The 12627-nt window shown below is 67.6% G+C and carries 13 protein-coding genes; 7 read left to right on the top strand and 6 right to left on the bottom strand.

Going from position 1 to position 12627, the window contains the following annotated elements:
- The 4 genes from ATCM_RS16800 to ATCM_RS16785 form a co-directional block, all read right to left on the bottom strand.
- Positions 1-1362 carry a PLP-dependent aminotransferase family protein gene (locus tag ATCM_RS16800; protein WP_132865621.1) on the bottom strand — a complete coding sequence of 454 codons (1362 nt, stop codon included), beginning with the start codon at positions 1360-1362 and terminating at the stop codon, positions 1-3.
- 195 nt (positions 1363-1557) lie between these two features.
- Positions 1558-2163 (bottom strand): DUF6436 domain-containing protein, encoded by a 606-nt coding sequence (locus ATCM_RS16795; RefSeq protein WP_243694042.1) that lies wholly within the window; start codon positions 2161-2163, stop codon positions 1558-1560.
- Positions 2160-2423, bottom strand: a complete 264-nt coding sequence (locus tag ATCM_RS16790; protein WP_132865620.1) for a hypothetical protein — start codon at positions 2421-2423, stop codon at positions 2160-2162. Before ATCM_RS16790 ends, ATCM_RS16795 begins: the two co-directional genes overlap by 4 nt.
- A 70-nt stretch (positions 2424-2493) precedes the next feature.
- Complete coding sequence (locus tag ATCM_RS16785; RefSeq protein ID WP_132865619.1) at positions 2494-3906, bottom strand: PLP-dependent aminotransferase family protein; 1413 nt, start codon at positions 3904-3906, stop codon at positions 2494-2496.
- 185 nt (positions 3907-4091) lie between these two features.
- On the opposite strand from ATCM_RS16785, the gene cyoA reads away from it, so the two are divergent.
- The 5 genes from cyoA (at position 4092) to ATCM_RS16760 (ending at position 8713) form a co-directional block, all read left to right on the top strand.
- Positions 4092-4991, top strand: a complete 900-nt coding sequence (gene cyoA, locus ATCM_RS16780) for a ubiquinol oxidase subunit II (RefSeq protein WP_132865618.1) — start codon at positions 4092-4094, stop codon at positions 4989-4991.
- 5 nt (positions 4992-4996) lie between these two features.
- Positions 4997-6979, top strand: coding sequence for a cytochrome o ubiquinol oxidase subunit I (cyoB, locus tag ATCM_RS16775; protein ID WP_132865617.1), 1983 nt, complete (start codon positions 4997-4999; stop codon positions 6977-6979).
- Positions 6976-7605 (top strand): cytochrome o ubiquinol oxidase subunit III, encoded by a 630-nt coding sequence (gene cyoC / locus ATCM_RS16770; RefSeq protein ID WP_132865616.1) that lies wholly within the window; start codon positions 6976-6978, stop codon positions 7603-7605. Before cyoB ends, cyoC begins: the two co-directional genes overlap by 4 nt.
- A 2-nt stretch (positions 7606-7607) precedes the next feature.
- Complete coding sequence (gene cyoD, locus ATCM_RS16765) at positions 7608-7940, top strand: cytochrome o ubiquinol oxidase subunit IV (protein ID WP_132865615.1); 333 nt, start codon at positions 7608-7610, stop codon at positions 7938-7940.
- A gap of 77 nt (positions 7941-8017) precedes the next feature.
- Positions 8018-8713, top strand: a complete 696-nt coding sequence (locus ATCM_RS16760; protein WP_132865614.1) for an SCO family protein — start codon at positions 8018-8020, stop codon at positions 8711-8713.
- Between the two features lie 95 nt (positions 8714-8808).
- On the opposite strand, the gene ATCM_RS16755 is transcribed toward ATCM_RS16760, so the two are convergent.
- Together ATCM_RS16755 and ATCM_RS16750 are read right to left on the bottom strand one after the other, a co-directional pair.
- On the bottom strand, positions 8809-10263 hold the full coding sequence (locus ATCM_RS16755; RefSeq protein WP_132865613.1) for an amidohydrolase family protein: 1455 nt from the start codon (positions 10261-10263) through the stop codon (positions 8809-8811).
- A 49-nt stretch (positions 10264-10312) separates the two neighbouring features.
- Positions 10313-10942 carry an ankyrin repeat domain-containing protein gene (locus tag ATCM_RS16750; protein ID WP_343145380.1) on the bottom strand — a complete coding sequence of 210 codons (630 nt, stop codon included), beginning with the start codon at positions 10940-10942 and terminating at the stop codon, positions 10313-10315.
- 167 nt (positions 10943-11109) lie between these two features.
- Here ATCM_RS16750 and ATCM_RS16745 point away from each other — a divergent pair, with 167 nt between their 5' ends.
- Both ATCM_RS16745 and ATCM_RS16740 read left to right on the top strand, forming a co-directional pair.
- A complete protein-coding gene (locus ATCM_RS16745) occupies positions 11110-11991 on the top strand; it encodes a LysR substrate-binding domain-containing protein (protein ID WP_132865611.1) in 882 nt (293 codons plus the stop codon).
- A gap of 121 nt (positions 11992-12112) precedes the next feature.
- Entirely contained in the window at positions 12113-12526 is a 414-nt protein-coding gene (locus ATCM_RS16740; protein ID WP_132865610.1) for an H-NS histone family protein, read from the top strand.
- Positions 12527-12627: the final 101 nt, after the last annotated feature.

Raw genomic sequence — 12627 nt, 5'->3', positions numbered from 1 at the left:
TCAGCCCTGCAGGCGTGCCGGGGCGGTGTCGGTGAGCAGCTGGTTGATGCGGCGCAGGGCACTTTCCAGTTGGCGGCGGTCCGGCGCCAGCCCGAGGGAGAGCCGCACACCATCGTGCAAGGGCTGGTCCACGGCACTGAAAGTGGACGACGGGGAGACCGCCAGGCTCTGCAGCTGCGCTGCATGTGCGAACGCGGTGTCGGTCCACGGCGGCGGCATCGTGCACCAGGCATGCAGGCCGCCGACCTGCGCGCGCAGATACGGGCTGAGCAGGTGATCGGCCAGCCGGGCGCGCTCGCGTGCCTCGCCCAGGGCCTGTTCCAGCAGCGCCTGTGCCGAGCCGTCCAGCAGCAACTGGCTGGCCAGCGCCATGCCGAACGGCTGGCCCATCAGGCACAGTGCCCGCAGCACGCGCGCCAGCGCCTCGGCGTGCGCGGCCGACGGGCAATGCACGAAGGCGGTGCGCAGGCCGGGGCTGATCGCCTTGGACAAGGTGGAGACGTAGTGCACGTGCGCCGGTGCGAACGCGGCGATCGGCGCCGGCTTGCTGGCATCGTGGTGCCAGTACGGGTCGTCCTCGATGGCGAGCAGGTCGTGTTGCTGCAGCACGCGCGCCAGTTCGGCGCGGCGCAGCGGCGGGATGGTCAGCGCGGTCGGGTTGTTGCAGGTCGGGTTGAAGTACACCAGTCGCGCGTCGTGCAGCCGCGCGGCACGCTCCAGCTGGTCCGGGCGCATGCCGTCGGCATCGGCGTCGACCGCGATCAGGCGGCGCCCGAGCGAGTCGGCCAACTGCAGCAAACCGGGGTAGACCAACCGGTCGCACAGTAGCGCATCCCCTTCGCGGGTCTGGCTTACCAGCAGCGCGGCCAGCGCGAACTGCGCGCCTTCGGCGACCACCAGCCGGGCGTCATCCACCTTGCCCAGCATCGGTTCCAGCCAGCCGGTCGCCGCGTGCAGGTCGGTGCGGCTGCCGCCGGTGAGGTGGTAGGTCATCAGGTTGGGCGCGTTGCTGCGTGCGAGCACGGCGGCGGCACCGCGGCGCAACGCGTCATTCAACGCGGCGGCATCCGGTACCGGCGGCACGTTCATGCTCATGTCCACCGGCTGCCCGAAGGCGGCCTTGGGCGGGGCGATGAAGCTGCCCTGCGGTCCGCGTGCCTCGATCAAGCCACGTCGGCGTGCTTCATCGAAGGCGCGCGTGACCGTGGTCAGGTCGATGCCCAACTGCTTGGCCAATGCACGCTGCGAGGGTAGGCGATGCCCGGGTGCCAGCTCGCCGGTGTTCACGGTGCGCTCGATCGTATCGACGATGCGCAGGTAGATCGGCCCGTTGCTGGCCAGCGCGTTGTCGATCCAGGTCATCGCGCACCTTCGTGGAAGCGGGGCAGGGCTGCGACAAACGGTCGCGCCATGTAGGGAGGATGTCGTGCCCTATCGTTTACCTCAGCGGCGGGCGCCTGCTCACAACCATCGGTCGGTTGGAGTGGGTGCCCGCTGTTTTTCGTGGACGCGCGGCGGCGCCGCGCAACGAGGGCGAAGGGAAGGCACATGGCGATGTCAGGGCGTGGTTTGCCAGCGGCAATAACAACCGACGGCGAGCAGGCCGCGCGGGCGCACGGGCTTGCCGGCGACCAGCTTGTCCAGGATCGGCTCGACGAAGCTGTTGGCCGAGTTGCACACCATGCCGATGCTGTACGGGCCGGCGTAGGCGAGGTGGCCATCGCGGTCCCAGATCGCCACCGCCGGGCTGGCCGGGATCTGCTCCACGCCGGTGAGGGTGGGCAGTTCCTGCAGGCGGCCCTTGAGGTAGTCGGGCAGCTCACCGGTGGTGCCGGGGCGACGCACCGCATAAAAGTCGATGCCGGCGCGGCGGTACATGCTGATCAGGTAGCTCAGGTGCGCACCGGTTTCGCGATTGCAGACCGTGCACGCCGGGTCCCAGAAATGGACCACGCGGATACGGCCATTGGCACCGGCCAGTTGCGGTGGCAGCTGCAACTGCGCGTCGTCGAACACGATGGCCTGCTCGGCGAAGCTGGTCTGTTCGCTGAAGCCGAAGTACTGCCACAGTGCCACGCCCACGCCGAGCATGAAGACGCAGGCCGCGGCGATCAGCAGGCGCATGCCACGGCGACGCGCAGGCGTCGCGGGAGGGGTGTTCACGACGCAGTGCCTGCGCCGAACTTGTGCTCGTACTGCTTGACCATTTCCCGGCACGAATCGGCCTGGGCGCGGCGGTAGATCTCGGTGCGGTCAGGCGCGCGGCTGCGCTCCCAGCACTGGGCGATGGCCGCCTGTTCGGCGGCCTGCACGCTGGCGGTCTGCGGGCGGGTGCAGACATAGGCCAGCGAGGCCAGGGCCAGACCGACGAAGCCGGCGCAGCCGAACATGACCAGGTGGAATTTCAGCTTGTCCCGACGCATAACGAAGCACACGCATATCCATACAAGATTAAAACTCTATCACTTTTGTATGGATATGGCCGGGGAGAGGCTAGACGATGGCCTGGGCCCGCGTCTCAGGTGCTGTCGAGATTATCTCGGTCAGGCGGGTCAGCGCTGCGGCCAGGCTGGGCTGGTCGACTGCCCCGCCCAGCGACAGGCGGATCGCGTTGCCCGCCTGCTCCTCGATGCTGAATGCTTCGGAGCTGGCGATGCCCAGGCCTTGGGCCTGCGCGGTCTGGATCAGCCGGTACTGGTCCAGCCGCGCGGGCAGCGGCAGCCACAGGTGCAGGCCGGCCGGATGCGCCTGGTAGGGCGTGGGCAGAAGGCGTGCGGCGATCTGCTGGCGCTGGCGCAGCTCCTGCTGGAACCGGCGCACCATCTCGTCGGCCTGGCCGCTGCGGATCCAGTGCGAGGCCACCGCCACCATCGATTGGGTCGGCATCAGCGCGATCGAACGCAACGCGTCGAGCACCGGTTCCATCGGCTCGCCCGGCGGCACCACCAGATAGGCCGTGCGCAGGCCCGGCGCCAGGCACTTGGACAGGGTGGAGACGTAGTAGACCGGCGCCTGCGGGCTGCTGTCGACGGCCAGCGGCGCGGCGGCATCGCCGGCCAGCAGCCAGTATGGGTCGTCCTCGACCACGGCCACGCCGTACCGGCGTGCCACCGCGAGCAGGGCGCTGCGGCGGGCCTGCGACAGGGTTGCCGTGGTCGGGTTCTGGATGGTGGGGATCAGGTAGACCAGGCTTGGCTTGCGCTGCTGGCAGGCCGCTTCCAGCGCCTCCGGGAGCATGCCTTCGGCGTCCATCGCGATCGGCGCGATGCCCCGCTGCAGCACGCGCGCGGCGGCCAGCAGGCCGGGATAGGTGAGCTGTTCGGCGGCGATCACGTCGCCGGGTTGGGTCTTGGCCAGCAGGATCGCGCACAGCGCGGCCTGGGCGCCGGGGCAGATCACCACCCGTTCCGGGGCGACGGTGCCCAGCATCGGGGCCAGCCACTGCACGGCCGCGGCACGGTCCTCGCGCGAGCCGGCGCCGACGTGGTAGCTCATCAGCTCGCCCTGGCCCAGTTGCTGGCTGAGCTGGTGGAAGCCGCGTTCCATGCCCTGCGCGAACGGTCCGCTGCCCAGCAAGGGGGGGATGTTCATGCTCAGGTCCACCGAGGTGGCGCTGTTGCCGGCGGACAGGGCGATGAAGGTGCCGCCGGCGCCCTGTGCGTCGAGCAGTTCGGACTGGCGCAGCTCGGCATAGGCGCGGGTCACCGTGGTCAGGTCCACCCCCATCTGCTGGGCCAGGTCGCGTTGCGGCGGCAGCCGGTCGCCCGGTTGCAGCACGCCGTCATCGACCGCGGCGCGGACCTGCTGGGCGATCTGCAGGTACAGCGGGCCGGCACCCTCGGTGAATGGGCGGACCCAGGTCCGGTTCGGCTTTTTCAGGCGTCGGCCAGTGGCGTGTTGCTGCATCGGGGAGGCACCTTCCATACATGGCATGTGCATCAAGCCATACAATGATGTATCTTGTATGGACTTGACTGGGGCGGAGTTCCTTTTGTAGGTGCCGCCGTACGGACAGTGTAGCCGCTCCGCGCGCCCGCGCCGGGTGCTGGATGTCCCCGGTCAAACAGCTCCTTCAACCGGGTCGACCTTCAATGAATATCTGCTGGAAACGCATCCGCCCAGCGCTGGCCGCTTTGGCATGCGTGGGATTGGCTGGCTGCAACTGGGTGTTGCTGGACTCCAAGGGGGACGTGGGCCTGGCCCAGCGCGACCTGATCCTGATCTGCATCGGGCTGATGCTGATCGTGGTGATCCCCGCCATCGTGCTGACCTTCGTGTTCGCCTGGCGCTACCGCGCGGGCAATACCGCCGCCCGCTACATGCCCGACTGGGCGCACTCGACCAAGGTGGAAGTGGTGGTGTGGGGCGTGCCGCTGATCATCATCGCGGTGCTGGCCGCCATCGTGTGGAAGTCCACCCATGACCTCGACCCCTACAAGCCGCTGGACATCCCCGGCGAGCCGCTGCACGTGGAAGTGATCGCCACCGACTGGAAGTGGGTGTTCGTCTACCCGGACCTGGGCATCGCCACGGTCAACCAGCTCAACTTCCCGGCCAAGCGCCAGTTGGCGTTCGACATCACCTCCAACTCGACGATGAATACCTTCTTCATCCCGCAGCTGGGCGGGCAGATCTACGCGATGGCCGGCATGCGCACGCAGCTGCACCTGGTGGCCAACGAACCGGGTGAGTTCCGCGGCATGTCCGGCAACTACAGCGGCCACGGCTTCTCCAACATGAAGTTCACCGCCACCGCGATGACGGATGCGCAGTTCGATGCGTGGGTCGCCGAGGTGCGCAGTGCGCCGGAACAGCTCAGCTTCGATGCGTTCAAGCAGCTGGCCGCACCCAGCCGCAAGGCGCCGGTGCGTCACTTTGCCTCGGTCGAGCCGCTGCTGTTCAAGAAGGTCATCGACCAGTTCATCGGCGTGGGCGAGAACACCGCAGCCAGTTCGGGCCATCACGCAGAAACCCAGGCCTCGCAGGAGTAATGAGCATGTTCGGTAAGTTGACGTGGGACGCCGTGCCGTTGCACGAGCCGATCGTCGTGGTGACATTGTTGGGCATGGTGCTCGGCGGCCTCGCGCTGCTGGGCGCGGTGACCTATTTCAAGCTCTGGGGCACGCTCTGGCGCGACTGGTTCACCACCGTGGACCACAAGAAGATCGGCATCATGTATGTCGTGGTGGCGTTGGTGATGCTGGTGCGCGGCTTCGCCGACGCGCTGATGATGCGTGCGCAGCTGGCCGCCGCCGGCCCGGGCAGCGAGGGCTTCCTGCCGCCGGAGCACTACGACCAGATCTTCACCGCGCATGGCGTGATCATGATCTTCTTCGTCGCCACGCCGTTCGTGGTCGGCCTGATGAACATCATCGTGCCGCTGCAGATCGGTGCGCGCGACATGGCGTTCCCGTTCCTCAATGCCTTCAGCTTCTGGATCTTCGTGGTCGGCGCCGCGTTGATGATGATCTCGCTGGGGGTTGGCGAGTTCGCGATGACCGGCTGGGTCGCCTATCCGCCGCTGTCGGGGCTGGAGTTCAGCACGGGGGTGGGTGTCGATTACTACATCTGGGCATTGCAGGCGTCGGGCGTGGGCACACTGCTGACCGGCGTCAACCTGTTCATCACCATCCTGCGCATGCGTGCGCCGGGCATGACCCTGATGAAGATGCCGGTGTTCACCTGGACCGTGCTGGTCACCAGCGTGATCATCATCGCCGCGTTCCCGATCCTGACCGTCGCGCTCGGTGCGTTGACGCTGGACCGCTACCTGGACTTCCACTTCTACACCAATGACCTGGGTGGCAACCCGATGATGTACGTCAACCTGGTGTGGGCCTGGGGCCACCCGGAGGTGTACATCCTGGTACTGCCGGCGTTCGGCATCTTCTCTGAAGTAACCGCCACCTTCGCGCGCAAGAAGCTGTTCGGCTACAAGTCGATGGTGGGCGCGACGCTGGCGATCGGCATCCTGTCGTTCGTGGTGTGGTTGCACCACTTCTTCACTATGGGCTCGGGCGCCAGCGTCAATGCGTTCTTCGGCATCATGACGATGATCATCGCCATCCCCACCGGCGTGAAGATCTTCACCTGGCTGTTCACCATGTACGGCGGACGCGTGGAGTTCAGCGTGCCGATGCTGTGGACCATCGCCTTCCTGGTGACGTTCACCATCGGCGGCATGACCGGCGTCCTGCTGGCCATCCCGGGCGCGGACTTCCTGCTGCACAACAGCCTGTTCCTCGTCGCCCACTTCCACAACACCATCATCGGTGGCGCGTTGTTCGGCTACCTGGCCGGCTTCGCCTACTGGTTCCCGAAGGTGTTCGGCTTCACCCTCAACGAGCGCCTGGGCAAGTGGTCCTTCGCCTGCTGGGTGATCGGCTTCTACCTGGCCTTCATGCCGCTGTACATGCTCGGCTTCATGGGCATGACCCGGCGCATGAACCAGTACGACAACCCGGCGTGGACACCGTACCTGATCGTGGCCTTCGTCGGTGCATTGTTCGTGTTCGCGGGCATCGTGCTGATGCTGGTGCAGATCTACGTCAGCATCCGCGACCGCAAGAAGAACCTGGACGTCACCGGCGACCCGTGGAATGCCCGCACGCTGGAATGGGCAACGCCGTCGCCGCCGCCGTTCTACAACTTCGCCGTGGTACCGAAGGCCGACCAGCTGGATGCGTTCCATGAGGCCAAGAAGCAAGGCCTGCCACCGCCACCGAAGGCCTACGCGCCGATCCACATGCCGAAGAACACCGGCGTGCCGCTGATCCTCAACGTCTGGATCCTGGCGCTGTGCTTTGCCTTGATCTGGCATATCTGGTGGATGGCCGGCGCCAGCTTCGTGGCGATGATCGTGACCCTGATCGTGCGCTCCTACGACGAGGACGTGGACTACTACGTCAGCGCCGAGGAAGTGACGCGCATCGAGAACCAGCACCAGAGCAAGCTCAAGCAGCACGGGGTGACCGCATGAACCTGATGTCCAACACCGCCGCCATCACCGAGCCGGTGGCCGACCACGGCCACGATGACCACGGCCATGCGCAGGGCGGCATGAAGGTCTTCGGCATGTGGATCTACCTCATGTCCGACCTGGTGCTGTTCGGCTCGCTGTTCGCTTCCTACGCGGTGCTCAGCACCGAGTATGCGGGCGGCCCGACCGGCAAGGAGCTGTTCTCGCTGCCGTTCGTGATGGTGGAAACCTTCGTGCTGCTGTTCTCCAGCATCACCTACGGCCAGGCCGTGCTGGCCATGCACCGCCGGAACAAGCAGGCTGTGCTGGCGTGGCTGGGCGTGACGTTCGCGCTCGGCGCCACCTTCATCGGCATGGAGCTGTTCGAGTTCAGCCACCTGATCCAGGAAGGTGCCGGGCCCAGCACCAGTGCCTACCTGTCGGCGTTCTTCGCGCTGGTCGGAACGCACGGCCTGCATGTGGCCAGCGGCCTGCTGTGGATGGCGGTGGTGATGCACCAGGTGCATCGCCGCGGCCTGACCGCCACCAACGTCACCCGCATTTCCTGCCTGAGCCTGTTCTGGCACTTCCTGGACCTGGTCTGGATCTGCGTGTTCACCTTCGTCTATCTGGTTGGAGCGTTCTGAGCATGTCCGACATCGATACTTCCCGCGCCGGTGGCGGCCACGGTTCCACCCGTTCCTACCTGATCGGCTTCGTGATCTGCGCGGTACTGACCGTCATCCCGTTCCTGCTGGTGATGAACCCGACGCTGTCGCGGCCGTTGACGCTGTTCCTGCTGGTGGCCTTCGCCGTGGTGCAGATCATCGTGCAGCTGGTCTACTTCCTGCACATGAACCGCTCCTCGGAAGGCGGCTGGAACCTGGCCAGTTTCGTTTTCACGCTGGTCATCCTTTTCATCGTGGTCGCGCTTTCGGTCTGGATCATCTGGAGCATGCACTTCCACATGATGGTCAACTGACGCCGTCGCACGGGCCGGCAGGCAACTGCCGGCCCGTTGCGTGTCCGTCGCAGGCCGTCCCTCGCATTGCCAACGCCATGTCCCGTCATTTTCCCCTTGCCACCGGCCTGGCCGCGCTGGCACGCACGTTTTCCCTTCCCGTCGTGCTGGTCACCGCCGCCAGCCTGCTGCTGGTCGCCTGCGCGGCCAAGCCCAAGCTCGACTATTACGGCAAGGACATCTCCTGCCAGGACCTGGGCCAGCATTGGACGCTGCCCGACAGCAGCGGCGTCAACCGCTCGCCGGCCGACTTCCAGGGCAAGGTCACCTACCTGTTCTTCGGCTTCACCAGCTGCCCGGACGTGTGCCCGACCACGATGGTCGAGCTGGGCCAGGTCAAGCACCTGATGGGTTCGGACGCGGACAAGTTGCAGGTGGTGTTCGTCACCGTCGACCCCGAGCGGGATACGCCCGCGGTCGCGCAGACTTACGTGAAAGCCTTCGATCCCAGCGCGACCGCGTTGGTCGGTGATGCCGATCAACTGGCCGCCATGGCGTCGCGTTTCAAGGCGTTCTATGAGCGCGAGGACGGCCCGGTGCCCGGCGCGTACGCGATGACGCATACCGCGGGCGGCTACCTGTTCGACCGCCAGGGCAAGGTGCGCCTGTTCGTGCCGTTCGGCATGCCGGTGGAGCAGCTGTTCTCCGACATCCAGCGGCTCACGCTGGAGCCGGACCATCCAGTCAAGGCACCGGGTGCGGGGCAGTGCCCGGGCGTGGCCGGCAAGGGCTGAGCCGGTCAGGCGGGGACGCCTGCACGTCCCCTTGGTCGAATCCACGGATGGCGCGCGTGCGCCATGCGGTCACGCGCGCCGGCCGAAGTGCCGGTTCAATCGGCGGCGTCGGCTGCGTTCCAGGCCTTCACCTGCGCACGGGTGGCGTCGAGCAGTGCATCCAGCGCCGCGCGGTCCTGGACCTGGCCGCGCAGGATCACTGTATTGATTGCGGTGGTCGCACCGATGTCCTGCAGCGGGTTGCGCTCCAGCAGCACCAGGTCGGCGGCCTTGCCGGCCTGCACCGCGCCGTAGCGGTCGAGCTTGCCGAACCAGGCCGGGCCGGCGCGGGTCGCCGCCGCCAGCGCCTGCGGTGCGCTCAACCCTTCACGCACGTACAACGCCAGTTCGTTGTGCAGGCCGATGCCGGGATAGTTGTACGAGTTGAGGAAACCCGCATCGGTGCCGGCCATGATCTGCACGCCGGCCTGCTGCAGCATCGGCAACACCGCGGCGACCTGCGCGTAGTGCGCATGGCGGTCCTGGATCTGCTGTGGCGTGGCCTTGGCGGCACGGTCCACGCGCCAGGCGTAGGTCTTGCGCAGGCCCGGGCCGATATAGGCCAGGTAGGCGTCGTCGGCATGTGGTTCGACGTCGAGGAAATCGATGATGCGCCCACCGTCCAGGGTCGGGGTCACCGCCACGCCGTGTGCGGCGAAGCGGCGGTAGGCCGCCATCGCGGTGTCCCGGTCGAAGCCACGCCGCAGCCGCGCGTTGGCCTCGGCGCGGTCGATGCGCCCGGCGGCGAAGTCGGCGGCGATGGCCGCCTCGTCCTTCACGCCCGCCTTGAACGCGTAGTCCAGGTGTTCGATCGAACTGATGCCCGCATCGACGGCCTGTTCCACGGTCAACGCCATCGGGATGTGGCCGGAGGTGCGCAGGCCACGCTGCTTGGCCTGGCGCAGCGCGTACAGGAACAGCTCGGGCTTGAGCGTGCTGTCGGTGATCTTCACGAAGTCCACCTGGTCGCGCTGCTCGCGGTCCAGCGCCGCGTCCACGCCGGCTTCGTCGCCGGCCTCGAGGGTGCCTTTCCAGACCGGCGCGATGCCTTCGATCTTGGCGCCGGAGGTGAACAGCTGCGGGCCAAACAGCTGGCCGGCGGCGATCTGCCCGCGCCACGACAACACCTGCTCGGGCAGGTCGCCGGAGGCATCGCGCACAGTGGTGATGCCATGCGCCACGTACAGCGGCAGCAGCGCCTTGTTCTCCTCGACCAGGGCCGGGCCACCACCGAAGTGGACGTGCATGTCCCACAGCCCGGGGATCAGGTAACGGTTGCCGGCATCGACCACCTGCGTGGCCCGCCACTGCCGGGCCAAGCTGGCGTCATCGCCGACCGCGACGATGTCCTGGCCGCGGATGGCCACCGCCTGGCCGGGCTGCAGGCGGGCGTGCTCCACGTCGACCACGGTGGCATGGCGGATCAGCACATCGGCGCTGGACGGGGCAGCCAGCGCCGGCAGCGCAACCGCGAACAGGGCCGAAATGGCCAGGGAAAGCGTGGTCTTCATCAGGGGTTCTCGTGGGCCGCGCGGGTGCGCAGGGGAAAGGACGCCGTGCTCATCGCGCGTTGGCGGCGAGCAGCAGGCGGATGTTCTCGGCCTGGCCGCGTTGACGGGCATGCTGCAGCGGCGTGATGCCATTGCCGTCGGCGAGGTTGACGTCGGCCCCGGCGTCGATCAGCAGCTTCACGATGGCCACGTGATCGGGGCCGCCGTCGCCGAGGATGATGGCCTCCAGCAGCGCGGTCCAATCCAACCGGTTGACGTGGTCGACATCGACGCCGGCCTGGATCAGCGTGCGCACCACCTCCACGTGCCCGCGTTCGGCCGCCGGGATCAGCGCGGTGCCGCCATAGCGGTTGGTGCTGCGCAGGTCGGCGCCGTGCTGCAGCGTCAGTTCCAGGATCTCGCGTTGGCCGCTGGCACCGGCGAGCAGGTAGGCACTGTCCATGATCCGGTCCTTGGCGTTGACGTCGGCACCGGCATGGATCAGCACGCGCGCGGTATCGGCGCGGCGCTGGCGCACGGCGGCCAGCAGCGGGGTGCGGCCTTCCCCGTCGCGGGCCTCCAGCGGGGCGCCGCGTTCGAGCAGGGCAGTCACCTGCCGGGCGTCGCCGTGCGTGGCGGCCTGGTGCAGCGCTTCAGCCAGTGCCGGCTCGCCGGCGCCGGCCGAACAGGAGGTCAGCATGGCCGCGGCCAATGCATGCGTGGTGACCCAATGCCGGGTAGCCATGATGTCGTCTCCAGATGCGTGGCGCGGGCGCGCCGCTTGCCGTTCCAGACCGCCGGCGCAGTTGCCCGGGGCTGGCGCCGATGCTACAAGTCGGCCGCTCCATCCAGAAATGAAATATGGCGATGGGTGATATTCAGAAATCAAATAGGTCGATCTTCGACCTCGATCTGCTGCGTGCATTGGTGACGGTGGCTGACTGCGGCAGCTTCACGGCCGCGGCCACGCGCCTGCACTCGACCCAGTCCACCATCAGCCAGAAGGTGCGGCGGCTGGAGGAGCTGGCGGGGCAGCGCCTGCTCGACCGTGGCGTGCGCGATGCGCGCCCCACCGACATCGGCGAGACGGTGCTCGGCTATGCGCGCCGGATGCTGGCCTTGAACGAGGAACTGGCCGCCGCGTTGTCCGGCGAAGGAGCGGGCACCACCATCCGCATCGGCGTGCCCGAGGACTTCGCCGCCGGCCGCACCACCCGGTTGCTGGCCGACTTCAGCCGTGACCACCCGCGCGTGAAGCTGGAGGTCAGCAGCGGGCTGAGCCGCGGCCTGGCCGAAAGCTACGACCGTGGCGAACTGGACCTGGTGCTGGTCAAGCAGCGCCGCGGCAGCCGCGAGGGCCTGGCCTGCTGGCCCGAGCCGATGTGCTGGATCGACGCCGCCGCCGCGCCCACCTTCGCGCAGGACCCGGTGCCGCTGGTGGCCTTCCCCCCGCGTGGGCTGTACCGCGAGGACATGATCGATGCCGTCGAGGCGCTGGGCCGGCGCTGGCGGATCAGCTTCACCAGCTCCAGCCTGGGCGGGATCCAGGCCGCGGTCGCCGACGGCCTGGGCATCAGCCTGCTGCCGGCACGCGCGGTGACCGCCGCGCACGTGGTGCTGGGTCCGGCGAGTGGACTGCCGGTGGTGGACAGCATCGAGCGGGTGCTGCTGCAGCGTCCCTCGGCCGAACCGGAGGTCAAGACGCTGGCGGCGATGCTGGTGCGGATGCTCGGCGAGGAGCCGGCCTGATCGCGGGTGCCGGTGCTGGCGGGGTATCCGCCGCCGCATGTCCGGACGAGGGCGGCGACGCGCTAAACTGCCTGCAACCGGGTGTCCATGCCCCGGCCTGTTTTTCATGGGATCCCTACCAATGACGATAGACCTGACTTCCTTGAGCGTGCGGGAGTTGAACCAGCTGATCCGCACCGCGGAACAGACGCGCAAGGCGCTTGTCAGCCGCCCACCTGCCGAGAAGGTGAAGAAGCAGCTGACCGCGCTGGCCAGGAAGGCCGGTTACACGATCGAGGAAGTGTTCGGAGAAGGCACGGACGGAGGCGCTGCACCGCGTACGCGCCGCCGCAAGCTGCCCAAGGTGGCCATCAAGTACCGTGACCCGGAGAACCGCCGCTACACCTGGACCGGCCGCGGCAAGATGCCGCGCTGGCTCGCCTCCAAGGTTCGCTTCGGCCAGGACCCGGTCGATTTCCTCGTCCCCGGCGTGGCCAAGCTCACGCCCAAGGCGGCCCCGGCCAACCCGAAGCGCAAGTTGTTCAAGCAGGGCTGATGGCTCGTGCCCCTTGCGCACATATGCGGCAAGGGCATGCCAATGACGACGAACAGAGGGCAGGGCACACCGCGCAGGCACCTCGACGCCGGCGCCGGTCC

It is taken from the genome of Stenotrophomonas sp. ATCM1_4 (assembly GCF_004348115.1).
Classification (GTDB): Bacteria; Pseudomonadota; Gammaproteobacteria; order Xanthomonadales; family Xanthomonadaceae; genus Stenotrophomonas; species Stenotrophomonas capsici.
Note: the sequence above shows the minus strand (reverse complement) of the source record. Positions and strands in the feature narration are given on the sequence as shown.

Coding starts and splice junctions, on each gene's coding strand:
- ATCM_RS16745 (WP_132865611.1), top strand. CDS start 11,110: ATGGGTGATATTCAGAAATCAAATAGGTCGATCTTCGACCTCGATCTG.
- cyoD (WP_132865615.1), top strand. CDS start 7,608: ATGTCCGACATCGATACTTCCCGCGCCGGTGGCGGCCACGGTTCCACC.
- cyoC (WP_132865616.1), top strand. CDS start 6,976: ATGAACCTGATGTCCAACACCGCCGCCATCACCGAGCCGGTGGCCGAC.
- ATCM_RS16790 (WP_132865620.1), bottom strand. CDS start 2,423: ATGCGTCGGGACAAGCTGAAATTCCACCTGGTCATGTTCGGCTGCGCC.
- ATCM_RS16740 (WP_132865610.1), top strand. CDS start 12,113: ATGACGATAGACCTGACTTCCTTGAGCGTGCGGGAGTTGAACCAGCTG.
- ATCM_RS16785 (WP_132865619.1), bottom strand. CDS start 3,906: ATGCAGCAACACGCCACTGGCCGACGCCTGAAAAAGCCGAACCGGACC.
- ATCM_RS16760 (WP_132865614.1), top strand. CDS start 8,018: ATGTCCCGTCATTTTCCCCTTGCCACCGGCCTGGCCGCGCTGGCACGC.
- ATCM_RS16755 (WP_132865613.1), bottom strand. CDS start 10,263: ATGAAGACCACGCTTTCCCTGGCCATTTCGGCCCTGTTCGCGGTTGCG.
- cyoA (WP_132865618.1), top strand. CDS start 4,092: ATGAATATCTGCTGGAAACGCATCCGCCCAGCGCTGGCCGCTTTGGCA.
- cyoB (WP_132865617.1), top strand. CDS start 4,997: ATGTTCGGTAAGTTGACGTGGGACGCCGTGCCGTTGCACGAGCCGATC.
- ATCM_RS16800 (WP_132865621.1), bottom strand. CDS start 1,362: ATGACCTGGATCGACAACGCGCTGGCCAGCAACGGGCCGATCTACCTG.
- ATCM_RS16750 (WP_343145380.1), bottom strand. CDS start 10,942: ATGCTGACCTCCTGTTCGGCCGGCGCCGGCGAGCCGGCACTGGCTGAA.